The sequence below is a fragment of the Rhizobium sp. LEGMi-198b genome (genome assembly GCF_054114205.1).
On the sequence record NZ_JBSYVH010000009.1, the window covers coordinates 169,694 to 194,763 of the forward strand.

The 25,070-nt window shown below is 58.5% G+C and carries 19 protein-coding genes and 1 tRNA gene; 8 read left to right on the top strand and 12 right to left on the bottom strand.

All coding sequences use genetic code 11. The annotated features are described in order from the left end of the window. Positions 1-36: 36 nt before the first annotated feature. The 4 genes from ACXHXG_RS28435 to ACXHXG_RS28450 form a co-directional block, all read right to left on the bottom strand. Positions 37-1,251: a D-alanyl-D-alanine carboxypeptidase family protein gene (locus ACXHXG_RS28435; RefSeq protein WP_457901473.1), complete on the bottom strand. Its 1,215-nt coding sequence runs from the start codon at positions 1,249-1,251 to the stop codon at positions 37-39. A 71-nt stretch (positions 1,252-1,322) separates the two neighbouring features. Continuing rightward, entirely contained in the window at positions 1,323-2,501 is a 1,179-nt protein-coding gene (locus ACXHXG_RS28440; RefSeq protein WP_283050414.1) for a septal ring lytic transglycosylase RlpA family protein, read from the bottom strand. A gap of 248 nt (positions 2,502-2,749) precedes the next feature. Then, entirely contained in the window at positions 2,750-3,622 is an 873-nt protein-coding gene (locus ACXHXG_RS28445; RefSeq protein WP_457901474.1) for a sigma-70 family RNA polymerase sigma factor, read from the bottom strand. Next, complete coding sequence (locus tag ACXHXG_RS28450) at positions 3,615-4,238, bottom strand: flavodoxin family protein (RefSeq protein ID WP_457901475.1); 624 nt, start codon at positions 4,236-4,238, stop codon at positions 3,615-3,617. The genes ACXHXG_RS28445 and ACXHXG_RS28450 overlap by 8 nt, the downstream gene beginning before the upstream one ends. A 279-nt stretch (positions 4,239-4,517) precedes the next feature. On the opposite strand from ACXHXG_RS28450, the gene ACXHXG_RS28455 reads away from it, so the two are divergent. Next, the gene (locus ACXHXG_RS28455) at positions 4,518-6,185 is read left to right on the top strand and encodes an arylsulfatase (protein ID WP_104823085.1); all 1,668 of its coding nucleotides are present in this window, start codon (positions 4,518-4,520) and stop codon (positions 6,183-6,185) included. Positions 6,186-6,449: 264 nt separating this feature from the next. On the opposite strand, the gene ACXHXG_RS28460 is transcribed toward ACXHXG_RS28455, so the two are convergent. Together ACXHXG_RS28460 and ACXHXG_RS28465 are read right to left on the bottom strand one after the other, a co-directional pair. Next, positions 6,450-6,539, bottom strand: a tRNA-Ser gene (locus ACXHXG_RS28460). A gap of 123 nt (positions 6,540-6,662) precedes the next feature. Then, entirely contained in the window at positions 6,663-6,917 is a 255-nt protein-coding gene (locus tag ACXHXG_RS28465) for a hypothetical protein (protein ID WP_104823109.1), read from the bottom strand. 190 nt (positions 6,918-7,107) lie between these two features. Between ACXHXG_RS28465 and ACXHXG_RS28470 the strand changes: the two genes are divergently transcribed. Beyond that, positions 7,108-7,704: a DNA-3-methyladenine glycosylase gene (locus tag ACXHXG_RS28470; RefSeq protein ID WP_283050420.1), complete on the top strand. Its 597-nt coding sequence runs from the start codon at positions 7,108-7,110 to the stop codon at positions 7,702-7,704. Positions 7,705-7,827: 123 nt separating this feature from the next. Here ACXHXG_RS28470 and ACXHXG_RS28475 read toward each other — a convergent pair whose 3' ends face one another. The 5 genes from ACXHXG_RS28475 to ACXHXG_RS28495 form a co-directional block, all read right to left on the bottom strand. Further along, positions 7,828-9,372 carry a DHA2 family efflux MFS transporter permease subunit gene (locus ACXHXG_RS28475; protein ID WP_457901476.1) on the bottom strand — a complete coding sequence of 515 codons (1,545 nt, stop codon included), beginning with the start codon at positions 9,370-9,372 and terminating at the stop codon, positions 7,828-7,830. Beyond that, the gene (locus tag ACXHXG_RS28480; protein WP_283050424.1) at positions 9,365-10,603 is read right to left on the bottom strand and encodes an HlyD family secretion protein; all 1,239 of its coding nucleotides are present in this window, start codon (positions 10,601-10,603) and stop codon (positions 9,365-9,367) included. Before ACXHXG_RS28480 ends, ACXHXG_RS28475 begins: the two co-directional genes overlap by 8 nt. Next, positions 10,596-11,060, bottom strand: coding sequence for a MarR family winged helix-turn-helix transcriptional regulator (locus tag ACXHXG_RS28485; RefSeq protein WP_104823112.1), 465 nt, complete (start codon positions 11,058-11,060; stop codon positions 10,596-10,598). Before ACXHXG_RS28485 ends, ACXHXG_RS28480 begins: the two co-directional genes overlap by 8 nt. 161 nt (positions 11,061-11,221) lie before the next feature. Further along, on the bottom strand, positions 11,222-12,856 hold the full coding sequence (locus ACXHXG_RS28490; protein ID WP_457901477.1) for a glycosyltransferase: 1,635 nt from the start codon (positions 12,854-12,856) through the stop codon (positions 11,222-11,224). A gap of 591 nt (positions 12,857-13,447) precedes the next feature. After that, positions 13,448-14,242 carry a helix-turn-helix transcriptional regulator gene (locus ACXHXG_RS28495; RefSeq protein WP_104823113.1) on the bottom strand — a complete coding sequence of 265 codons (795 nt, stop codon included), beginning with the start codon at positions 14,240-14,242 and terminating at the stop codon, positions 13,448-13,450. 1,046 nt (positions 14,243-15,288) lie between these two features. Here ACXHXG_RS28495 and ACXHXG_RS28500 point away from each other — a divergent pair. The 5 genes from ACXHXG_RS28500 (at position 15,289) to ACXHXG_RS28520 (ending at position 22,666) form a co-directional block, all read left to right on the top strand. Further along, entirely contained in the window at positions 15,289-16,218 is a 930-nt protein-coding gene (locus ACXHXG_RS28500) for a fibrinogen-binding protein (RefSeq protein ID WP_283051241.1), read from the top strand. 154 nt (positions 16,219-16,372) lie between these two features. Beyond that, positions 16,373-18,400 carry a hypothetical protein gene (locus ACXHXG_RS28505; RefSeq protein WP_457901478.1) on the top strand — a complete coding sequence of 676 codons (2,028 nt, stop codon included), beginning with the start codon at positions 16,373-16,375 and terminating at the stop codon, positions 18,398-18,400. Positions 18,401-18,424: 24 nt separating this feature from the next. Further along, on the top strand, positions 18,425-20,767 hold the full coding sequence (locus ACXHXG_RS28510) for a type I secretion system permease/ATPase (RefSeq protein ID WP_457901479.1): 2,343 nt from the start codon (positions 18,425-18,427) through the stop codon (positions 20,765-20,767). 5 nt (positions 20,768-20,772) lie between these two features. Continuing rightward, positions 20,773-22,134 (top strand): HlyD family type I secretion periplasmic adaptor subunit, encoded by a 1,362-nt coding sequence (locus tag ACXHXG_RS28515; protein WP_283050428.1) that lies wholly within the window; start codon positions 20,773-20,775, stop codon positions 22,132-22,134. 40 nt (positions 22,135-22,174) lie between these two features. Further along, entirely contained in the window at positions 22,175-22,666 is a 492-nt protein-coding gene (locus tag ACXHXG_RS28520; RefSeq protein WP_104823116.1) for a hypothetical protein, read from the top strand. A 31-nt stretch (positions 22,667-22,697) separates the two neighbouring features. On the opposite strand, the gene ACXHXG_RS28525 is transcribed toward ACXHXG_RS28520, so the two are convergent. After that, positions 22,698-22,979 carry a hypothetical protein gene (locus tag ACXHXG_RS28525; protein ID WP_104823117.1) on the bottom strand — a complete coding sequence of 94 codons (282 nt, stop codon included), beginning with the start codon at positions 22,977-22,979 and terminating at the stop codon, positions 22,698-22,700. A gap of 180 nt (positions 22,980-23,159) precedes the next feature. Here ACXHXG_RS28525 and ACXHXG_RS28530 point away from each other — a divergent pair, with 180 nt between their 5' ends. After that, positions 23,160-25,052 carry a peptidylprolyl isomerase gene (locus ACXHXG_RS28530; protein ID WP_104823118.1) on the top strand — a complete coding sequence of 631 codons (1,893 nt, stop codon included), beginning with the start codon at positions 23,160-23,162 and terminating at the stop codon, positions 25,050-25,052. Positions 25,053-25,070 lie beyond the last annotated feature (18 nt).

The following is a 25,070-nucleotide window of genomic DNA, read 5'->3' on the forward strand; positions in this document are numbered from 1 at the left end:
GGCTGTAAACAAGGGAATTCACGAGGCGGGAAACAATCAAGTCGACGTCGGGGTGTCCCAAAGCCAGGAGAACAGCAGCGATTCCGTCAGCTCCATGAAAGCATCGAAAGCGCGGCTGCTGAGCGTTCCCTGGGCGACGGCATCCTTTGTATAGAGGGGCAATTCGCGCAACAGCCGTGCGCCGGAAAAGACGCGGAGCGTTCCCGCTTCGTAGCCGACGGCGACCGGTGCCGTCAGCGGCCACCGATAGACGATGCGGGCCGACAGGCGGTCGGGATTGTTGAGCGGCACATAGACATCGACCGGTACCTTGGCGATGAGGCCGACCGTCGACTCCGCGCCGCCATAGACGCTGGCGTCGCCGATCACCTCGCCATCGGCAAAGATGCGCTGGCTCTTGAAGTTGCTGAGGCCCCATTCCAGCACGCGGCGGGTTTCCTCGGTGCGTTCCTTGTCCGTTTTCAAGCCGCCGAGCGCCAGGAACAGCCGTCGGCCGCCGCGCTGGATGGAGGCGACGATCGAATAGCCCTCGCCCTCGGCAAAGCCGGTGCCGAGGCCGTCGACGCCGATGTTCAGGGGGAGCAGCGGATTGCGGTTGCGCTGGTAGATCTTGTTCCAGGTAAAATCCGCCTGGCCGAAATATTTGTAGAGATCGGCGTGTTTCTCCTGCAGGTCCTGTGCCAGCGTCACCAGCTCGTGCACCGAAATCTTGCTGCCGTCATTGGGGTCGTCAGGGTCCGGAAGGCCGGTCGAATTGGTAAAGACCGCTCTCGGCATGCCGATCTCGCGCGCATGCGCCGTCATGCGCCGGGCGAATTCCTTTTCATTCACGGACATGCCTTCGGCAAGGATCATGCAGCCGTCATTGGCCTGCTGCACGGCGACGCCCTGGATCAGATCGCCGACGCGCACGCGCGATTTCAGGGCGGCGAACATGGTCGATGCACGCGACGGTGCACCGCCCTTGCGCCAGGCGTTTTCGGAAACGGGATATTCCGTATCAAGCGAAATCTCCCCTCGCCCGACTGCATCGAAGACGACATCCATGGTCATTAGCTTCGCAAGCGAGGCCGGGGAAATCGGTTGATTCTCATCCTTGGCAAGCAGGATCGTGCCGGTGGAGGCTTCGATCATGAAGGCCTGCGCGGCCTTGGTGTCGAAAGCCGGCGCCGGCGCCTGTTGGGCGACGGCCGGCAGGCACTCAATTCCGATAAGGAAGAAGGAAAACGCGAAAAACAGGCGTCTCAACATGCCGGCTCCCCAATCCGTTCGACCCCGAAATCATATTAGCCCAGGGGTGAAGATTCAGGCAATGACGCCGATTATTCGACTTGCGTTTGAGCTTGATGCTGACGGTGATAGGCGGAGAGGATCGACTCCTGCGTCAGCCCGTCATTGCGCACCATGACAGCGTCGAAAGCGAGATTGACGTAGACTGTCTTGACCGGTGCTTCCTGGTAGGCAGCGACCGTGGAGGCGAGCGACGGCGCATCAAGGCTCGCCATGCCCGGTGCGAAATCCGGACGCTCGTAGGGAATGGGGCCAATAGTAGGCAATACGACCAGCGTTGGCTCGGCAGGATCGACCGACGGCATGGCGCCGCCGTTCCAGGTCATCGGCGGCGGATTGTTGCGCTTGTTGCCATTATAGGACGCTGTCGGCGTGGAGCCGGCAAAGGCGGTTGCCGAATAAGGCGATTGCTGCGGGATCGGCGCAAGCGCCGGCGCAGCACTCGCGGTGTTGAAGCTGCGCTGCTGGCGGCTGGGCTGGCGGATATTGTCCGAATCCGGCAGTTGGTCGGCGGTAATGCGGCCATTCGAAGCGACCATTACGCCCGTTGCGATCTGGCCGCCGGGATTGATGCTCGGCAGGCGCGAGCCCTTCGGAATGTAGGAGGCCATCAGATAGGGATCGTCGTGGCCGTCCATGCGGGCGCGGCCGACATATTGCACGCGCACGTCGCCGGTGCCGCTATGCTGCAGATCGAGGAGCTGCGCCGTCTTGTTGGAAAGGTCGATGATGCGGCCGGGATGATAAGGGCCGCGATCGTTCACGCGCACGATGATGGAGGAACCGGTTTCGACATTGGTGACGCGCGCATAGCTCGGCAGCGGAAAGGTCGGATGGGCGGCGGTGAGCGCCTGCTGGTCATAGACTTCGCCGTTTGCGGTCAGGCGTCCGTGAAAGGCCGAGCCGTACCAGGAGGCGATGCCGACCTTGTTATAGGCATAATCTTCCTTGGGATAATACCATTGGCCCTTGACCTCGTAGGGATTGCCGACCATGAAACGACCGCCGCCCTTCGGGATCGGTCCATTGAAGGCAACGCGCGGGCTCGCCTTAACGCCGTATTCTTTTTCGGAGAAATATTCCTTGCCATGCTGACGCTTCGTCGCAACCTGCTGAGAGGTTCCGCAGGCGGTAACGGTGGCGCACATCAGAGAGAGAGCAAACCAACGCATACCCGTTGCGTATGTCACCGCACGATTATCGAATTTCATCTGTCCCACGCCGTTAATCAAATTACTATGGCAAGGCATGCACCGGCATATCCCTCAACCGGTATCCTGCTACGCCTCAATCACCTAACGGTACTTTAATCATGATTGCATGTTGTCGAATTTGCGATCGGATTTGAGCGAATGTGGGTATTTCCGAAAATTATGGTTAATGAATGGTTGAAATGCGGCAGCTTCTGCGGTCGCATTTGATGCCAGTTTCGTTGCCGATCGACCGATAAGTGCAACTATTAATGAGCCATGGCGCCGATGATGTGCTGCAGCTTGTCCGGGTTGCGCGTGCAATAAATGGCAACGATCTTTTCCTGCTCGATGTGTAGAGCGGTCGTCTGCGCGACGTTGCCGCCTTCTACCGTTACGAAACCTGGCAAGCCATCGATGACGGCATAGTGGATCAGTTGCGACGGTTGCGTGCGGAAAATTCGCGCCAACTGCTCATGGAGCAGCATGACGGCCGCGAGACCGATGTGTGGCCGCCGCGATGTCGGTACCTTGCCGCCGCCGTCGGCATAGACAACGACATCTTCGGAAAGCAAGGCTTGAAGAGCCGCCATGTCTCCCGTTCTCGACGCCGTAAAGAAGGCTGTGGCAAGCTTCAGCCCCTGCTCTCTGCCGACGGCAAAGCGTGGTCGGGTCTCGGCAACATGCGCCCTCGCCCGGCTTGCGAGCTTGCGGCAAGCGGGAGCTTCGCGGCCGATCGCCGAGGCAACGTCATCGAAATCCATGCCGAACACGTCATGCAGGAGAAAGGCGGCACGCTCCAGAGGCGACAGACGCTCCAGCGCCAGCATCAGGGGCAAGGTGATATCATCAGCCGCATCGCCGTCCTCCGGATCGAAGATGGGCTCGGGCAGCCAGGATCCCACATAGGACTCCCGGCGGCGACGCGCCGATTTCAGCTCGTTGAGGCAAAGTCTGGTGACGATGATGCGAAGAAACGCAGCCGGCTCACGCACCGATGAACGATCGGTCGCCAGCCAGCGCAGCGAAGCATCCTGCACGATATCTTCCGCATCCGCCACGGATCCGAGCATTCGATAGGCAAGCCGGACGAGGCGCGGACGCAGCTCGAAAAAGGTCGTTTCGGAGAGCGTTTCACTCATGGGCGGCAAGAGCGTATTGGAGGGGCACGGCTTGGCGTCCGCGAACGAACTGCAGCGTCGTCAGCGCCACACGCCGCCCGAGATAGCGCGCCGTGGCAAGATCGGATGCCGGCGGCGCGGTTTCCGGGCCTTCATCCGTATTCGCCTGGGCGCCGGCACCAAGCCAGAAGCCGAGGCGTTTCATATCCTCTTCGGAACCGGTCGAAGAGCAGTTCGCCGGCGGAAGATCGAGACCCACCCAATGCATTCCGTGCTGTGCGGCAAAGACCACCATCTGCATCAACGTCGAGAGCTTGTCACCGGATCGTGACCCCGAGGTGGTGAAGCCGGCCGCGATCTTGTCCTTCCACAGATAACCCTTGGCAAGAACGGCATGCGATGTTGCCTCTTGGAACGCTTTGAACGACGCGGAGACCGAGCCCATATAGGTCGGCGACCCGAAAATGATCGCCTGCGCAGCATTGAGATCATCCCAATGGCGGTCCACCTTGTCCACCGTCAGCAGCAAGGTCTCGACGCCCTCGACCTCATCAACCCCCGCCTTCACGGCTTCCGCCTGCCGGCCCGTGTGCCCATAGCCGCTATGATAGACGATTGCGATACGCTGCCGGGTCATTGTCATCTCCTTCGAACATGGTGTTGCGAAGGGGATGACAAGGGATGGGGTCTGATTGTGACATGCCCTGGCGCTTTTTTGACGGTAATTGGCTTGCCATCCTCTCAAAAGACGCAGGATCTGCAGCTTGCTTGCATCGGCCAATGCAGACATGGCGGCGTATTCCCAAGTCTGAGCTGTTGTTACTGTAACGTACTTCCATTTTACGTCTTTCTCGCATCTCATCTACTCGCATGGACGTGCACCGCGAGATTGGGACCATGCGAGAGGGAGGAAACCATGAACACGGCAGAACATCCCAACAGCCCAGACACAAAAGTCCCCGAAGGCATTAGCCGGCGTACCGTCTTACTCGGCGGCACCGCGCTCGTAGCAGCCACGGCGGCGCTCTCATCGGCGCAAGGCGTCCGGACTGCGTCGGCGCAGCCAGCCGGTGGTAAGCCGAACATCCTTGTCATCTTCGGCGACGACATCGGCTACTGGAACATAAGCGCCTACAATCGCGGCATGATGGGCTATCGCACGCCCAATATCGATCGCATCGCCAAGGAGGGCGCGATCTTCACCGACCTCTACGCCCAACAATCCTGCACAGCCGGACGCGCCGCCTTCATCACCGGCCAGAGTTGTTTCCGCACGGGCTTGCTCAAGGTCGGGTTGCCGGCGGCAAAGGAAGGGTTGTCGGACAAGGACCCGACACTCGCCGAATTGCTCAAGCCGCAGGGCTATGCCACCGGCCAGTTCGGCAAGAACCACCTCGGTGATCGCAACGAGTTTCTGCCTACCGTCCACGGCTTCGACGAGTTTTTCGGCAACCTTTATCACCTCAATGCCGAGGAGGAGCCGGAGAATATCGACTATCCGAAGAGCCCGGATTTCAAGGCGAAGTTCGGACCGCGTGGCGTGCTGAAATGCGTTGCCACCGAAACGGACGATCCGACTGAGGATCCGCGCTTCGGCCGGGTGGGAAAGCAGAGGATCGAGGACACCGGCCCGCTGAATAAGAAGCGCATGGAGACCGTCGACGAGGAATTCCTGACGGCTGCGATGGACTTCGTTGACCGGCAGCACAAGGCTGGCAAACCGTTCTTGTGCTGGTTCAACTCGACGCGCATGCACATCCACACGCACCTCAAACCTGAGACTAGCGGCAAGACAGGCCTTGGCCTTGAGGCAGATGGAATGACGGAGCTCGACGGAATGGTTGGCCAGCTTCTCAAGCAGCTCGACGACCTCGGCATCGCCGACAATACGATTGTGCTGTGGACCACCGACAACGGCGCAGAAGAATTCTCATGGCCGGACGGCGGCACCACACCGTTCCACGGTGAGAAGAATACAAGCTGGGAGGGCGGCTACCGCGTTCCAGGCGCGATGCGCTGGCCGGGCGTCATTAAGCCAGGCACCGAGATCAACGACATCGTGTCCCATGAAGATTGGGTGCCAACGCTCGTGGCCGCTGCCGGCGAGCCCGAGGTAAGTCAAAAGCTTTTGACCGGCTATGATGCGGCTGGCAAAACCTTCAAGGTCCATCTCGACGGCTACGATCAGCGCGAGCTCTTGGCCGGAACCGGCCCGAGCAAGCGCAAGGAGTACTTCTTCTGGACTGACGACGGAAATCTCGCCGCCATTCGCTATGACCGCTGGAAGGTTCTGTTCATGGAACAGCGGGCCGAAGGGTTCGACGTGTGGCAAGAGCCGTTTGACACCTTGCGGCTGCCGAAGATTTTCGATCTGCGCGCTGATCCCTTCGAACGCGCAGAACATGAAGCGAGCGAATACGACTTCTGGCGCCTCGACCGGACATATCTCCTCGTGCCGGCGCAGGCCTTCGTGGCCCAGCACTTGCAAACCTACGTGGACTTCCCGCCACGGCAGAAGCCGGGCAGTTTCTCGCTCGACCAAGTTTTGGAGAAGCTGCAACGGGCCGGTGAGGGCAAGAACTGAAAGCGGTTGAGGGCGGAGACAGCTCAGACTGGGCGATCTGGAGGAGATCCAACAGAGCGCTAACTGGCCGGCGCTGCTCGGGGTTATCGAAGATGGGAGATTGTATCTTTATCGGGCACGGGTGCGTGCTGCGCCATTTTAACTTGCCTTGGCAAGGGCTTGCTCGGCGACGGAAGGGAAAGCTGTGCAGGTGCAAGAAACATATAAGCGTCACAACGCTTATCGAAAAAATTCTATAATTTCCAAATATTTAGATGAGAGAGATGGCGGAAGAGGTGGGATTCGAACCCACGGTACGGTTTCCCGCACGCCGGTTTTCAAGACCGGTTCCTTAAACCACTCGGACACTCTTCCTGTCGCTGAAGCGCGTTGCATCAGTAAATGTGGTTGGCAGGCTTTACAGCTATTCGGGCCGGAGCGTCAACCGGCCTGATTGAACTCCGCACCGAACGAATTGGCGCAGCCAGGCAATGGGCCCTATGCCCTCGGCTCGCCGCCGGGCGCGTAGTGAGATTTGCGCTTGAATGGGAAGACGCTGCCGCAGCGGCAGCGGATCATGTATTTCGCCGGATCGTTCGATTTGCGCTCGTCGAAAAAGCCCGCCGGCATTTCGTCCACGAGAAAGCCGGGGTTTTCACGGCGCGGATTGTCATCCTCCGAAACCTCGGCGAAGCCGCTATTGCCACACTGAGAGCATTCGAGCTTTCTTGAATATCGATCCCGCGCAGCCATTTTCTTCCAGTCCGAGTCTCACAACCTCCCTTCCCTATCAGAGAACATTTCGTTTCTGAACCCGCGTAAAGAAATGATACAGATCGATGCGATGAAATCCCGTCCGGCTATGATTTCAGCGAAAGGGATTATCGAGACGAGAGCTTCGCAAGATTCGGCTTCGAATAACCAGTGGACACCGCCCTCGCCCATGACGCCTGACGACCAGCCCTTATCAATCGGCCCCAAGCCTTTGGCTGGCCCCGCCCTCACCGCCTTTTTCTCCCGCGATGCGGTCACCGTAGCGTCCGATCTCATCGGCGCGCGCCTCATGGTCGCCGGTGCCGGCGGGCGAATCGTCGAGACGGAGGCCTATCGGCCGGATGATGAGGCATCCCATAGCTTTCGCGGACCGACGGCGCGCACGGCGGCGATGTTTGGGCCGGCGGGCCGGGTCTATATCTACCGCTCCTACGGCATTCACTGGTGCCTGAATTTCGTCTGCCAAGGCGCCAGCGCCGTGCTCATCCGGGCATTGGAGCCGGAAAGCGGCATCGCGGACATGGTCCGGCGGCGCGGTGTTGCCGACTTTGTCGATCTCTGCAATGGCCCGGGAAAGCTGACGCAGGCCTTGGGCGTGGATATCAGCCTGAACGGCCTGGCGCTGGACGCCTCGCCTTTCGAGTTCATCTTGGCCGAGCCGGTGCCGGTGGTCGCAGGCAAGCGGATCGGGATTACGAAAAATGTCGATCCGCTATGGCGCTTCGGCGCCGCCGGCTCACGCTTCGTCAGCCGCCGGTTTCCTTAGAGCGCCATGCAATTTCGGACGAAAAACCGCTGCGCACTTTTCCTGAAATTGCTCTGAAAAAGACCGCCGGGGTGGAGCCCGGCGGTCATGCTGCCGCGTAGTGAAACTGGAAAGACTACGCAGCTACTCCATCGCGATGCTGTGGTCGACGGCCGGCGGCGCCTTGGGCTTGCGCAGCAGCACAAGCAGCGGCATGGCGAAGATCGACATCAGCATCAGCAGTTTGAAATCGTCCATATAGGCGATGATCGTCGCCTGCGTGGTAATCACGCCGTCGAGTGCTGCGCGGCCGACAGCGGTCACGGGGCTGATGGCTTGAGCGGCCGTGGCATCGAAATAGCGGTTGAACGGCGTCACATAGGCGGCGATAGTCGAGTGGTTGACCTGGGTATTTTCGGTGATCAGCGCCGAGACGACAGAGATGCCGACGCTCGAGCCGATGTTACGCGAGAGGTTGTAGAGGCCGGTACCCTCGCCGCGCATCTGCGCAGGCAGCGTCGCAAAGGCGATCGTCGTTAACGGCACGAACAGGAAGCCGAGCCCCGCCCCCTGGACGAAACCGACTGAAATCAGCGTCCATTGCGAAACATCTGGCGTCCAGCCGGTCATGTCGTACATCGCCCAGGCGGTCAGGGCGAGGCCAAAGAACAGCAGCCAGCGCGTATCCACCTTGCCGATCAGCCGCCCGACGACGAACATGCACAGCATCGTGCCGAGCCCGCGCGGACCCATGACGATGCCGGCAGTGACGACCGGGTAGCCCATCAGCGTCTGCAGATAGGGCGTCATCAGCGCAAGCGAGGCCAGATAGGTGACGCCGACGACGAAGATGAACAGCATGCTGACGGCAAAATTCTGGTCCAGGAACAATCGCGGATTCACGAAGGACCGTTCCGCCGTGAACGTGTGCACCAGGAAGAGATAGAAGGCGCAGACGCAAACCAGAGCCTCGATGATGATTTCGCCTGAATAGAACCAATCGAGCTGCTCGCCGCGATCGAGGAAAAGCTGCAGGGCGGCAATGGCGATCGACAGCATGCTGAAGCCGAAGAGATCGAGCTTGGCGAGCGCGTCGAGCTTGGTTTCCGTCACGTAGATGACGATGCCGGCAAAGGCGAGCGCGCCGATCGGCACATTGATATAGAACACCCAGCGCCAGCTCATATTGTCCGTCAGCCAGCCGCCGATGACCGGTCCCAGCACCGGACCGACCATGACCGAGACACCGAACAATGCCATGGCCTTGCCGCGCTCTTCGACATTGTAGATGTCGAGAAGAATGCCCTGCGACAGCGGTACGAGCGCCGCGCCGAACAGGCCCTGCAGCAGGCGGAAGCCGACGATCTGGTTCAATGATTGCGCCAGGCCGCAGAGAACGGAAGCGACGACGAAGCCGGCGATCGCCACCAGCAACACGCGCTTGCGGCCGAATTTTGCCGAGAGAAAACCCGACGGCGGCGTCATGATGGCGGCGGCGACGATATAAGATGTCAGAACCCAGTTGATTTGATCGGCGCTCGCTGAAACGTCACCCTGGATATGGGGCAGAGCGACGTTGGCGATGGTGGTGTCCAGCGCCTGCATGATGACCGCCAGGATGACGCAGGCGGTAATGGCACCGCGATTGGCGATTGGGCCGGAGGGTGAAGCAGCAGCAGCGTTACTCATGGTCCTGACCGTGGGATTGGCCCAACAGGTTTGCAACGAAGTCCGGCAGGCCACGGGCATGGCCGGTATCGACATCGGCGACGACACTCATGCCGACGCGCAGCGGCGGCTTGCCCTGCATGTCGTCGATGCTGATGATCATCGGAATCCGCTGTACGACCTTGACCCAGTTGCCGGTGGTGTTCTGCGCCGGCAGCAGCGAGAAGCTCGCGCCCGAGGCCGGCGAGATGCTGGCGACGGTGCCCTTCCAGGTCACGCCCGGATAGGCATCGACCGAGATCGAGACCTTCTGACCGGGCCGGACATGCGTGAGCTCGGTTTCCTTCGGGCTGGCATTGATCCACATATGGGTGGTGGAGACCAGCGAGAAGCCCTGCTGTGCGGCCGTCAGATAGGTGCCGACCTGGAGCGACGGAACATTGGCGGTAATACCGTCGAAGGGTGCACGCACGACCGTGTCGTCAAGCTCACGCTGCGCATTGTCGACGGCGGCCTTGGCCTGCAGGTAAACCGGATTCTGCTCCACCGGCTGGTCGGCATTGCCGCCGAGCTGCGCGAGCGTGGTTGCAGCCTGCGCCTGGGCGACGGAGACCTTTTGCTGTGCCGCATCGAGATTGTGCTTGGCCTGATCATAGGCGGCCTTGGAGGCGACCGAGCTATTGATCAGGTTCTGCTGGCGGTCGTATTCGGTCTGGAAATAGGGAATATCGGCCTGCGCCTGGGCGATTTCCGCCAGGGATTGCTTGTAGCTAGCCTGCAGGTTCAGGATCTGGTTGCGGGCATTGCCAAGCTGCGCCTCAGCGCCTTCCAGCGCAATACGGAAGGAGTCGGGCTTCAGGCGGAAGAGCACCTGCCCCTTCTTCACCACCTCGTTTTCATGCACGTCGACCGAAATCACCGTGCCGGAAACGTCGGTGGAAACACCGACCATATCGGCCTGAATATAAGCATTGTCGGTGGACATTATCTGCCCGCCGGTGACGTAGTAATAGCCGCCGATGACAAGGGCGACCGGCAGCAGCGCGAAGAGGATCGGCCGCGTCGGGCTGCGGCGCTTGCGCGGCTTTTCGGGAGGAGCAACCGGAGCGGCGGTGCCGGCAGCGGCGGGCGCCGGAGCGGGATTGGAAGACGGCGCCTCGGCGACTGCGGCTTGGTTCTGCTCGATTGCGGTCTGTTCGTTGGCGGAGTTCACGTTTGCGGGAACGCGAAGCGAAGAAGATGCGTCAGCCATGATTTGTCTCTTTGTCGCCCACCGTTGCGCGGCAGGCCTGGACCAGGTTCGATTTCATAAGGGTGAGCAACTGATAAAGGCGCTCATGATCTTCGGAAGAGACCCCATCCAGGGCCTCCTTGCGGGTTTGGTCGCCTATGCTGCGCATGGTGTCGAGCAACGGCCGCGCTTCCTCGCGCATGTAAAGCATCCAGCTTCGCCGATCGTTCGGGTGCTGGCGGCGTTCGACCAGGCCGCGTTCGGCCAGCTTGTCGAGGATGCGCACCAGCGTGATCGGCTCGATTTCCAACATCTCGGCAAGACCCGCCTGGTGGATCCCTTCATTGTTCGAGAGATAGGCGAGCGTTTGCCACTGCGAACGCGTCAGTCCCATATCTTTCGCACGCTGCTCGAACCGCTTCCGAAGAAGCCGGGCAACGTCATGCAGGAGAAAGCCGAGAGTTGGTGTCGAATTCATGGGATAAGAAGCCTGCTATTCATAAGCAACCTTATAATGCTGTCACGTATAGTAAGTGAGCATGCGATACAAGGGGCCAAGGCACGATCTTGTGCAGATCGTCAAAAATGTCGCAGGAGGTGTCGCAAAGATGTCGCAGGCTCGCGGGGTTAGGCGAGCGCTTAACGGGGAGGCACGCTTTCCGTTCTATGCCGGGCGATGATCAGACCGATCAGTGCCGCATAGATCAACGTATTGATCGCGGCAAAGATAAAGAGGCCTTGGGCAGCCTCCCGATCCGCAGCAAAGACCATCGCCAGCGCGGAAGCAAGGCTGATCGCGATATAGGGCGCCAAGACGCGAAGCGGCAGCGCACGTGCTTCTGCGATCCTCTCGGGCGCGACGCGGGAATCGCTCGGAGAACGCGTGAGACGATCGCGAATTGCGGCTGCGCAGCCCATCAGCGACCAGGGCCAGCGCAGGAGCAGAAATGCCATGCTCTCCCAGCTTATGATCCTGGCATCGGCGGGTCGGAATGCACCGGTGGCGCGCCAGATGAAAGCGATCGCGATCATCGCGCCAGCGATCGGCAGGAAATGCAGCAGGAAAGCGGGATAGGTGACATCGGCAAAGCTGTGGCCGGTCAGAAGCGCGACGATCGGCAGCATGAAGATGATAGCCAAGCCCAAGGAAAACAGCGGATACCAAAGCTCGGAGAATAACAACTGGAATTTCAACCATCCAGGCAGTTTCGGCATATAGGCCGGCGAATACCGCAACAGGGTGGTCATTCGGCTGCGCGACCGGTCAAATTCCTGCATCATGAGATCTGCGAAGGTCGCCGGACCGTCGCCATGGGCGATCGCATCCAGCGCATGGGTACCGCGCCAGCCGCTGGCATTCATCGCCAGTGTCGTCGAAAGATCTTCCGCCGGTTCCGGCCCGGGGCCACCGATTTCTTTCAAAGCCGCGGTGCGCACAGCATAGTGCGTGCCCGTGCAGAGCGGTGCCCAGCCATTGTTGTAGCCGGACTGCAGCACCCCCTGAATGCCAGCGTCGGCAGAGAGCCTGCCCCTCGCCGCCCAGCTCGATGCCGCATCGGCGTCTGAGATACTTGGTGCCGACACATAGCCAATGGAGGGATCGCGGAATGGCCGAATCATTTCGCGGAGATAGGTCCTGTCGGGCACATGGCCGGCATCGATTTGCACGACGAAATCATATCTTTCATAGCCGAAGTGATCGTAGAAAGATCTGAGATTGCCTTGCTTGCAATGCGGCGAAGGATCGCGAGCGTCAGCCCCGGCGCTCCCGCGCGTCGTGGAGGTGAAGACGCCGTGTTCCATGCACCATTTCATCATTTCCAGGCTGGGTTTTTCCTCCGCCAACCAGACATCGAAATCGCAGCCCGTTTGATCGAGCATTGCCCGCAACGTCGTTTGCACGAGGGAAAGAAGGTCGGATGATGCTCTGGTAACGACCATGGCGATGCGCCCTGCTGGCAACGGTCCGCCGGCTTGCGGCATCCGCCGCGCATCATGGACGATGACGATGAAATAGGCCGGCAAGCCGGTGATCCAGGCAAGAACGAGCGTCACCAGCAGATAGGATGGCCAGCCGATGATGTGATCGCTGCGCAGCCACCACAGCCAGAAGAAGGTCATGGTTGCCGTCCAGACGGTGATGCCGATCAGATTGGCAAAGCGCATCCTGCCTTCGAACACCCGCTCCGTCGCCGGACCAATATCGGCGGGTTCGATGGAAGGCTGAAGCATGGCGTGGATTACAGCGGCTTTGACGGCAGGGATCTTGCTCATCGTGTCACCTTCAGAACGAAAGAGAGGGTGGCGGTGTTGCGCCGCTGACAAGAGCCGTTTCAGCTTGATGTGTAAGGGTGGATGGCAACCCTTTTGAGGAGAAAGGACCGCCATCCATGGGAACAAATCTACGCACTACACCTCCCTCCCCGTATCAACTAACGGCTCCTATAGGCCGCATGCTGTACTTAAAAGATATTGATTGAGAAGAGTAACGTAAATTTATTTACAGTAACAATTCGTGCATATTTACAATTTTCACCAGTATAGAATCGGACGTTAACTTGGTGAATGAGACAATGATAAAACTACTTTACGCTACGTCAACGGAAATCTGATGAATGATTAGGCAAACTATACTAAATAGCTATTTCACAGGTGAGATATTGGCTGCGTCGTGCATGGAATATAGTCCGCTTTCAGGAGTGACCTAAGCGGCGGGATTAACGCAACGGCAGTGGAAATACGGGGCGGCCTGGGTCGGGCCTTCGTTTCGAGCGATAAGATATTTCGGCCCGGAACCGGTGAAGACAGAAAACGGCCGCCCACGATGTCGCGAACGGCCGTCCCCTCTCAATTCCTATCCGTGGATCAGTTTCTCCAGCGACGCGATGGATCCCGATCCAGCCCGTTGTCCGAATTGAAGAAGCGTGAGGCCGCTTCCGTTCGATTGCGGACATTCATTTTCTTGTAGATGTTGCGGACGTGAACCTTGACCGTATTTTCGGACAGGCTGAGCTGGTCCGCTATGATCTTGTTCTGTGTCCCCTTGCAGATGAGATCCAATATTTGGACCTCGCGCGTGGTCAGTGCCTGCAGACTGCCGTTGCGCATGGCGATAGCATCCTCATAGGGTCTATGGCTCGTGGCAAAACGCGTCTGTGCCTGATAGAGCGGCTGACTGAGATGCGGCGTGTCCCCAGAGAGCCGGCGTAGAAGCGCCGAGGGGAAGTGTTCGCCACCTTTCATCAGCAGGTCGATCGCTGCCATGAACACGTCGAGGCGCAGATTGAGCGGCAGAACGCCGTGTATATTCCGTCCTTCGACAAGTCTGGCCACGTATGGATCGTGCAGATCGATCGTTTCAACGACCAGCCCGATCGATATTCCGGGCGAATTCGCCCTTATTGCATGTAAAGTGTCCTGCATTTCCTCAGATTGAAGATGATACAGCAGGATCAGTTTAACGCCCTCCAGAACTTTGCCCTGAAGTGCCTTCGGGTCGGTAATGCTAATGATGTCATATGCTGCAAATCTGGTGCCTAAAGTCTGCACCAGGCATTCAGAAAAGAGATCGGCATCCGCCAGTACGACGATAGTCTCTCTCAAGTTTATGATGTTATGATTGTCCTCAGCATCCCCTGTTCTTACGCTTGCGATGTACATTTGTGCATCCCCCAAAGCTCGCAGCCATGTGTGTTAACCCGCTTTTTGCCGGAATGTTTTTTATGAGCACGGTGCCCTGATAGGACTGTTTATGCAGTCTTCTTAATTAATATAAAACTATATTAATCCATGCGATCGTACTTGGAAATTGCCCAAAGGGGTTAGTTTTGCCGCAAAAACTTTAAAAATTATCACAAATGTGGGAATTTGGCCAAATTGGGTGCCGTATTTGTGCTCAGTTTTGCACATTTCCGGGCATTTCTGTTTAATCAGCTAACCTAAGGTGGAGGTCACCTGGCGACTGACAATAGCCCAAATCGACCGAAATCGGTAGACCGACTCGGGTGAGCCGAAGACTGGCTTAAAGCATAGTAAGCGTCGATATACTTTTTATTACAATTTGAAATTTCATTGACGTGGTCCGTTTTTGCAACGACCGCAGACTTAGTTAGATTTTTGAAATATATTACTTGGATGCACCGCCACAATTTCTGATCCCTTAAGTCGGACGGATTAAGACTGCGTAAGCGAACGGTAACGCTCATTGATGCCAATCAGGCGGTCGATAGCTCACAAAATCTGGAAAAGACGAGTGACAACAGCGCTTTAAATCCTGCGCACTCATCGGATGAAATCCGATTTACGAAACCGAAACAGGGCGGTAGCCCGAATTGGTATCTATGAGCTTGTGTTGTTTTCGGTCAAAGTCCCACTGTTCCGCACCAACCGCGGAGCTTGGGGAAAATGGCATTCCGGTCCTTTGTCTCGCGTCCCGGACAACCTCCTCCTCCCCTAACTTCTTAGAGACAACAGAAAGCAGAAGGCGTTGGACGCTCTAACTGAGCGCCAGGGCGGATTTGCGTACTTTGTTTTGCGTAGCTGCAAATCCCAAGAGGCCAGGTCTGAACCAACAGGCCGGTTTTGACGGTAGTCCTGTAGTGCGTACACCTGCCGCAACGTTAACAGAGTTGGGGCCGCCACGAGTCAATCCCGTTTAGATGAGAGGGATTCCCCGAGACGGCCTCCTCATTTGGAGGAAATGTATGATGTCTCCTGATTTTGATATCGCCAACATCAGCGCCGATGACGACCTGAAAGTTGGCGCGTTGGCGGATGGTCTCGCGACCAGCGCCGTCAATTCGACGGAAGTGGATGACGGTTCGACCGGTCTTGTCGGCGTCGCCAACACCAATAACAGCAACAATACCAACACCACCGATACGGATGTCGACGTCAAAAACAACGGCGACAATCGCGACAACACCAACAACGGCGACAATCGTGATAACAGCTATAACTGGGATTACGACAATAAGGTAATCACCAAGACCGACACGGATACGGACATTAACATCAAGGATAATGGCGATAATCGCGACAACAGTTACGATTATGACTACAAGGCCATTACCAAGACGGATACCGACGTCCACACCGAAGCCAACAACAACGGTGACAATCGCGACAACTACAGCGACTCCAGCACTCATTCCGATTACGATTTTGGAACGATCAAGGATGTCCATGATGTCGGAAATCTCGGCGTAGCCGGTGGCGATCTGACCTTCAATCTCGGAGACGATTACTCCTTCAACCTCAATATCGATGGCGTGCTCAACAATGCGCTGGGCGGCGGTGGCAATGATACAGGCTTTAGCCTGGTTCAGGCCAACAATCTCGCCGACCAGGATCAGGCCTATGATCTGCGGATGCAGAACCAGGATGCCAGCATTAACCTGACAGCAGACGGTGGTCATTCCCATGCGGATGGCCTCGATCTCGACCCGACCCTGAATTGGAACGGGGTGCCGAGCGTGGGCCACGACATGACCGGTACGGCGTCGGCGGATTCTTCCGCTATCATCGCCAACTCCGGCTTCCATCAGGAAGTGGTACAGGGGGCGAACCTGCTCACCAACTCTGCGGATATTGCCGTTGTCGGCGGCGATCATCACGTGACAACTGGCGACACCTGATTTCGAAGCGAGAGCCACGCCTTTTGTGCGCCGTCCGGAGGACCGGCCGGCGCACATATGTGGCTTGAACCTGGATTTCGCTGAAATGACAGCCGTCGGTAGCGACGGCTTCGGTTCGGATAGACCAGGCGTTTCCGAAAATTGGGGGTTCGTCATGCACGCGGAAAAAATATCGGAGATCATAGCCCACTTTATCGGGCTCTTCGACACGCAGATCGAGGATCTGCGTCTGCGGCTGGGCTACACGGATGGGACATCGACGGAGGACAGTCCGTCGGAACAGACAGACCCGACCCTGGCAAAGGACGACTTTGCATCGGGGCTGACGATGGTCGACTACGCTCCCGACGTGAAATACATCTCCTCGCCTTACGACTTCCGTTATGGCTATGTACGCCTGCATGATGATCCCTACCATGTGCGCATAAACGGTCCCGATGGCGTTGTGCCGGTGGAGATCCCTGTCGTCCACCGCCCCTCCGACATCCAATTCCAGCCTGCTGCTCTGCCGTATAAACTCGACGTCCACGTAGGGCCGGGTTCGGAGACCGCTCATGTGGTGCAGGCCAATGTCTTGCGCGATGACGACGTGCTGGACATGACGAATTCTTCCCATCATCTCGTTCGCGATGTCTCCGATGTCTACGATTGGCTGGGCCAAGCGACGGTGAAAGCCGAGGAACTATCGCCCCTTGACTCCCTCCAGCGGACGGAGAGCACCGAGGGGATGATGAAGCTCAGCGACGATCTGCACGCATTTATCAAAACCATCGAGGCGAACGGCGGCACCGACATACAAGGCCCCGACGGCAGCCATTACTTTGCGATTGCCGGCAATCAGCTCGACGGCATCTTTGTCAACGGTGAGCAGGTCAGCAGCGTCCCGGATCTCGAAGATTCCATGCCCGATCGCGGCCTTGCCGCGCAAAAAGCGGTGATCGAAGGAACGGATGAAACCGTTCATCAGACGGGACTAGGGCCGAACTCCCTCAACATCGAGGCCGGCGGCAATGTCGTCGCAAACCTCGTCAACATCATCGACACAAATGTGATCGCGCATGTGATGGCAGTGATGGGCGACTATCATTCCATCGACGCGATCTCACAGAGCTATGTTTACAGCGACAACGATAAAGTCGATTGCACCTCAGGCGATAACGACCAGTCTTCGCAAAGCGCCTTGACGATCGGCAGGAATATCGCGGTTTTCGAGCACACCCAGTTTCAGGTGAGCTCGACATCAGACCATACCGACGACGGCAATCCGGTTTTCCCGAGCTTCTGGCGCGTCAGCGTCATCGAGGGCGACGTCTCGTTCCTGCACTGGACGGAGCAATATAATTTCCTCTCCGACAACGACACGATGCGGGTGACGACCACCGGCGCCGAGACGACGCTGCTGACCGGCGGCAATACATTGGTCGACCTTGCCTCCTTTTTCAGTCTTGGCATGCAGTACGATCTGATGATCGTCGGCGGCCACGCGTTCGACATCAATTCGATCAGCCAGATCTCGGTGCTCTACGACAATGACGTGGTGTCGACCCTTCAAGGCGGCGAACATGTTCAGACCGGCGGCAACCTGCTCTGGAACCTCGCCTCGATCAACAATGTCGGGCTGTCCGATCGTTTCACGACGATGCCCGATTTCATCAACGACACGGTCAAGAATATCCAGGACCACACCGACGAGATACCGGACGGGCTTGCCCACGACTCCAACTTCGCCGGTCACGAGGCGCTGAATGTTCTTTACATCACCGGCAACTTCTTCGACGTCAACGTCATCAAGCAGATCAATATCGTCGGCGATTCCGATATCGTGCATCAAGTCGCAAGCGATGTGGTGGCGAACAATCAGAACGCCACGGTATCGATCGACACCGGCAGCAATGCCCTGGTCAATATCGCCAATATTACCGATTACGACAGCGTCGGTCATACGACCTATCTCGCCGGCAATCTTTATTCCGATACCGTCCTCATCCAAGGCGGCCTGGTCGATCACGATCAGACCAATACGACCAATGCAAACCAGCAAAGCCAACCGCTGGCCAATGAAGCGATCGCTTTCCTCGGTGATCACGATCAACAGCCCGCGCAGAATGAAACCATCGATCTCGGCCACGACATGTCTTGGCACAACGGCCCTGTCGGCGACGTCATGCAGACCATCACTTAGCCAGAGACATAGGGGATGCTCCTGATGAACCAGATTTCAAAGCTGAGCATGGCGGAAAGCCGGACATTGCACCTCACGTCGCTGGCGTCGGGCGAGGAGGAGCGGACGGCCGAGCGCGACACCGCCTCCTATATGGCGGCGATAGAAGACGCTGTGGAAAGCCTGAAACGGTTGCGGCGCGAGCCTAAGGCCGCCGTGGTTCCCTCCCCCCTTCCTCCCCAGCCGCCGATACTGGACGTGACGACTGTGGCTGCCGTGGAGACTGAGACCGTTCCTGCACCCGCGGAGTTTTCCGTTGTGACGAAGGTTGATGAAGGGGTCGCCACGTCGACGACCGAGATCGAGATGCGGCTGATATCGCCCGCTCCAGAGGTCGCTCCGGAGCCTGTGATCGAACCGGCGCCCCGGCTGCCGGAAGCGGAAATGCCAAAGCCCGAAATGCCCAGGCCTGAGATGCCAAAGCCTGAGATGAAGGTGAATCAATCGCAGCCTTTGCCTCGGACGATCGACAACGACTCCGGCCCGTTGCGTGAGAACGAGCGCCGGTCGCTTGCCGGCGGTGGCGGTCACGGTGGCAATAACGAGAGCGGCAAAGGCGGAGGTGGCGGAGGCAATGACGGCGGCATCTTCCACAAACGCAGCGCCCAGCCGATCAATTTCGCCGCCAGCCTGCGCAAGGGTATTTCGGTCGTTCAGCGCAACATGCTGATCGTCATGATCTTCACCCTGGCCATCAACGTTCTGGTGCTGGCAATCCCGATCTATCTGTTCCAGATTTCCGACCGCGTTCTGACCAGCCGCTCGATCGATACGCTGGTCATGCTCACCATCGCTGTCGTCGGCGCCATCCTCCTGCAGGTCATCATGGATTCCGTGCGCCGTTTCATCCTGATGCGCACGGCCGTCGAATTGGAAGTGCAGCTCGGCGCGCCGATCCTGAGCGCGGCTGCCCGTGCGTCCTTGAACGGCAACGGCCGCGACTACCAGACGCTTGCCGATCTGCAGCTACTCCGGTCCTTTTTGACCTCGGGCACGCTGCTTGCCTTCCTCGACGCGCCATTGATGCCGCTCTTCGTCGTCGTTGTCTATCTCGTGCATCCGCATCTTGGCGTGATCGTCATGACGTGCTGCGCCGTCCTGTTCGTAATCGCCTATCTCAATCAAAAGATGACGGCGAAACAGTTTGCCGAAGCCAACGCCTTCGTTACTCGCGCCAATTTCCATTTGGATTCCATGGCGCGCAATTCGCAGATCATCAATGCCCTGGCGATGATCCCTGAAGCCGTGAAGATGTGGGGCCGTGAAACTGCTGGATCGTTGAAATCGCAGGTGGCCGCCCAGGACCGCAATATCGTCTTTTCCGGTCTCACCAAGGCTTGCCGCCTGATCACCCAGGTCACCCTTCTCGGCTGGGGCGCGCATCTCTCGCTCTCCGGCCAGTTGACCGGCGGCATGGTGATTGCGGCCTCGATCATCTCCGGCCGAGCATTGGCGCCAGTCGAAGGGGCGATCGAGGGCTGGAATCAGTTCAATCATTCCCGCGCCGCATACGGCCGCATCAAGCAGCTATTGCTGAATTCGCCGCTGAACTTCCCGCGGCTGCGCCTGCCCAATCCGGAAGGACGACTTGATGTCGAGCGCATTCTCTTCGTCCCGCCGCCGCAGAAGCGGGTCGTTTTGAACGGCATCTCCTTTTCCTTGAAGAAGGGGGAATCGCTTGCCGTCATCGGCAATTCCGGGTCCGGCAAGACGACGCTCGGCAAGATGCTGGTGGGCTCGATCCTGCCGACCTCCGGTAATGTGCGGCTCGATCTGATGGATCTGCGCAACTGGGATCAGCGGCAATTCGGCGAGAGCATCGGCTACCTGCCTCAGGACGTGCAGCTCTTTCCGGGTACGATCAAAGCCAATATCTGCCGCATGCGCGACGACGTCGAAGACCGGCTGATTTACGAGGCGGCCGTCCTTGCTGACGTGCATGAGCTGATCGCGACTTTTCCGCAGGGCTATGAGACGGTGGTTGCCGCCGATGGCGCGCCGCTTTCCGGCGGCCAGAAGCAGCGTATCGCGCTTGCCCGTGCCTTCTTCGGCAATCCGAAATTCGTCGTTCTCGACGAGCCGAATTCCAATCTCGACACCGCCGGCGAGGCGGCGCTGGCCCGGGCGCTCATCCACGCCAAAAAACAGGGCATCACCACGGTGACGATCACCCAGCGCCCTGCCCTGCTGCAATGCGTCGATAAGATCCTGGTTCTGAAGGACGGCTCGGTGGCGCTGTTCGGAGAGCGTACCGAGGTACTGAAAACGCTCAGCAACAAGCCCAGCAATGAAATCGGCAATCGGCCACCGGCAAGGATCGAAGGGTGAGCGCCATGTTCGGGAGAAACAAGAATAAGAAAAAAGAAGACAACGAACAGGGGCAACTCGAATGGTATAGCGAGGTGCCGCGGTCGATCAGGCTCTACAGCGTCTCGGGTCTGGCAATCCTGTTCGCTTCTTTCGGCGGCTTCGGCTATTGGGCCGCCACCGCGCCGATCGCTTCGGCCGTCATCGCTCAAGGCAGTTTCGTCGCGACCGGCAACAATAAGATCGTTCAGCATCTCGAGGGCGGCATTATCAAGGAGCTGATGGTGAGCGAAGGACAGGTCGTGCAGGAGGGGGATATCCTGCTGACCCTCGATCCGACGGCGGCTCTCGCCAATGATCGGGCGCTGAAACTGAGACGGCTGCGGTTGGAAACTGTGGTCGCCCGTTTGAAAGCCGAGGCCCAGGGCAATGAAGAGTTCAAGGTCCCCGATATCGTCACGGCGGAGGCCGACGATCCCGATGTGACCTCTCTGATCCAAAGCCAGGTTGTGGTTTTTCACAGCAAACAATCCAAGCTGCAGGAACAGCTCAACCTTATCGAAAAGAACATCCGTTCGCTCGAATATCGCACCCAGGGATATCAGGGCCAGCGGCAGGCCTTCGTGACGCAGCTCGGCCTTTTGACCGATGAACAGGCATCGAAAGAGAAGCTTGCGAATATCGGCGTTGTCAGGCGTTCCGACCTTCTGGCCGTGCAGCGCGCGGTCGCCGATGCCATGGGCGACCTTGCCCGCATCGATGCTGAGTTGAACGAGAACGAAGCCCAGGTCGCCAAGTACCGCCAGGAAGCGATCATTGCCATCAACACCAACAAGCAGGCAGCGCTCGACGCGTTGGAAACGGCCGAATCCGATTTGGACAGCGTGCGCGAGCAGGTGCGTGAGGCTGCGGGCGTGCTCGACCGCACCGTCATCCGCTCACCGGTCAGCGGCACGGTCATCCGTTCCTACTATCATACCGCCGGCGGTGTTATCACGACGGGCAAGCCGATCATGGAGATATTGCCGAACAACGTGCCTTTGATCATCGAGGCACAGGTGCTGCGCACCTCCATCGACCAGTTGCGCGAAGGCGAATCCGCCTCCATCCGCCTGTCGTCCCTCAACCGGCGCACGACACCGGTGCTGAACGGTAAGGTATTCTACGTCTCAGCCGACTCGATCGAGGACAATTCCGGTTCGACCCAGCGCGACGTCTATGTTGTTCGCGTCCAGATCCCGAGTGACGAGATCAAACGCATTCCGGGCTTCAAGCCCGTACCTGGCATGCCCGCGGATGTTTTGATCCAGACGTCCGAACGCACCTTTTTCGAATATCTCTCCAAGCCGGTGGTCGACAGCATGTCGCGCGCCTTCAGGGAGCGGTGATGAATTTGTATTTTGGCTGAGTTGAGCATAGGACCGTGCCATGCCTGCAATGTCCGATATTCTGCTACGCGTCGGCCGCTTGAACTATGTCTGGACCAATACGGAAAGCCTCCTCATCTATATCATTGCGCATCTGCTGAGGGTGGAGAAGGACGCGGCCATCATCGTCTTCCTGACGCTGAACACCACACGCGCGCGCATTGATCTGGTCGAACGTCTGGCCAAACTATCCTCGACGCCGGCGGAAGACAGCCATGCGGTGCTGGCGCTGATGAGCCGCTTGAAGCGGGAATCGAAGATGCGCAACAAATACAATCACTGTATCTATTCCTTTGACGAAAACGGCGAAATCTCCAGCACGCAGCTCATGCGTCTGGTGGAGGACGACCGGCACGTCAAATACGGCAAGGTGGAACAACTGGATCTGCGCGAAATCGAACGGCTGGAGAGCTCGATCAAGGAGATTGTCGAGATCAGCAAGGCGCTCTGGACATTCATCCGCGCCAGCCCGCGTTTTCACGACGAGCTTTGAAAAGAACCGCTATCCGTAAGCGAGCATTGACCTAGCGACGGCTGAGCAGGCCGATCAGATAACCGATGCCGGCGGCTGCCGCGACCATGAAGATCGGCTCCTGGCGAACCCTTTCGCGCAGTTGATCGGTTATTTCCTGAGCCTCCTCGGTGACGACGGACTTCGCGCCTTGCCCGACCGCGGCCATGCTGCGCGAAAGTTTCGTCAGATCCTCCCGAAGCGCGGCGATCTGCAGGTTAAGGTCTTCGACGGCTGTTTCAGCTTGTACCTGAGCTGAGGCAGTTTGGGCGGAAGCGGATTTCGTCTCGGCCATCGTCGGCTCCTCTGTTTACCTCAGCTTTCAACGTCAATCCCAGGCAAAGGTTCCGGGTCTGCAGCGCTAGGCCCGGTGATTTCCTTGCTGGCTCTTCAATTCCGGTTCGGATTGTTCTAAGGAACTCCGATTGCTTCGCCTGCGGGCGAAGACTGTATTGATGACGAGGTTTGCCTTCCGATGTTCGACGTGTTGAGAAAAATCGCCCAGACCTGGGTTGCCAAGGGCTTGATGCTTATTTTGGCGGCGGCCTTCGGCATATGGGGGGTTGAGCGTTCGCTCATCAGCGGCGGCGGAAGCAATACCGTCGTGACGGTCGGCGATCAGCAGATTGGTACCAATGAATTCCGCCTCGCCTATCGTCGCCAGATCCAGGCCATCAGCCAGCAACTGCGCATGCAGATCACGCCGGAGCAGGCGCGCGCCTTCGGCATCGGACAGCAAACGGTCGCCCAGCTCGTTGCCGGCGCTTCGCTTGACCAGCTTGCCGCCGATATGAACCTTGGCCTGTCGCAGGATCGCCTCGCCCAGCTTATCGGCGACGATCCCGCCTTCAAGGCGCTGAACGGCAGCTTCGACCGGCAGAAATTCGAGAGCTTGCTGCGCAACAGCAGCATCAATCCCGACGACTACATCAAGGAGCGCAGTAAGGTTGCGATCCGTAGTCAGATCGTAGAAGCGGTCTCCAACGGCTTTACTGCGCCGAAGGTTCTCGTCGATGCCGTCAAGCAATATCATGACGAAAACCGCAGCATCGATTATCTGCTGTTGACCAACGCCAATATCGACCCGATCAAGGCGCCCGCCGAAGACGTGCTGCAGAAATGGTTCGATGGCGTCAAGCCGAAGTACCGCGCGCCCGAATACCGCAAGTTCGCCTATGTGACGCTGCAGGCCGAAGATGTTGCCAATCCCGCGAGCGTGACCGACGATGCGGTTCGCGCCGAGTTCGAGAAGCGCAAGGATAGCTTCACGACGCCGGCAACGCGCACGATCGAGCAGCTCACTTTCGCCAACAAGGACCTCGCCAACGCTGCCGCCGACGCGCTGAAGACGGGCTCGACATTTGACCAGTTGGTCACCGATCAAGGCAAGAAGCCCGCCGACGTGCTGCTCGGCACCTTCACCAAGGATCAGGTTCCGGATCAGACAATCGCCCAGGCTGCCTTTGCCGTTATCAAGGAAGGCGGCACCACGCCTGTCATCGACGGTTCATTCGGCCCGGTGATCCTGCGCGTAACCAATGTCAAGGCGGAGACGGCGAAGAGCTTCGACGAGGTCAAGGAAGACATCCGCAAGCAGATTGCGCTCAACAATGCCGCCGATGAAATCACCAGCGCTCACGACAAGTTCGAAGACTTGCGCGGCTCGGGTGCGTCGCTGCAGGAAGCCGCACAGCAAATGAAACTGAAGCTGGTGACCGTTGATTCGGTCGATGCCACCGGCCTCGACTCAAGCGGCAACGAGATTAAGGACCTGCCTGCCAAGCAGCAATTGCTGGCCGAAGTCTTCAAGGCGGACCAGGGCGGCAATGCTGCACCTCTGACCATCGGCAACAATGGTTACGTCTGGTACGATGTGCTGAACATCACGGCTGATCACGATCGCCCGCTTTCCGAGGTGCATGACAAGGCCGTTGCCGACTGGACTGCCGAGCAGCAGAAGGTTGCGCTCGCCGCCAAGGCAACCGAGCTGAAGCAGGAAGCGCAGAAGGGCAAATCGCTTGCCGACATCGCTGCGCCGCTTGGCATCGCCGTCGAAAACAAGTCTGGTGTGACCCGCACGACGGATGATCCCGTTCTCGGTCGTGGTGGCGTTGCGGCCTCGTTCTCTGGTCCGGCCGACACGGTCGCCAACGCGGTCGGCGCAGACGACACGACGCAGATCCTCTTGAAGGTCACCGAGGTCAACGACAATCCGACGACGGATGCGCTGAACAATGCCGATCAGCAGGCAGCTCAGATTGCCAATGCCGCCGGCGACGACATTCTTGACCAGATGGTCAGCGACCTGCAATCCAAATACAGCGTCACGGTCAACCAGAGCCTCGCCGAACAGGCGATGTCTCGCTAGGCCCGGTCGGGAGGATCG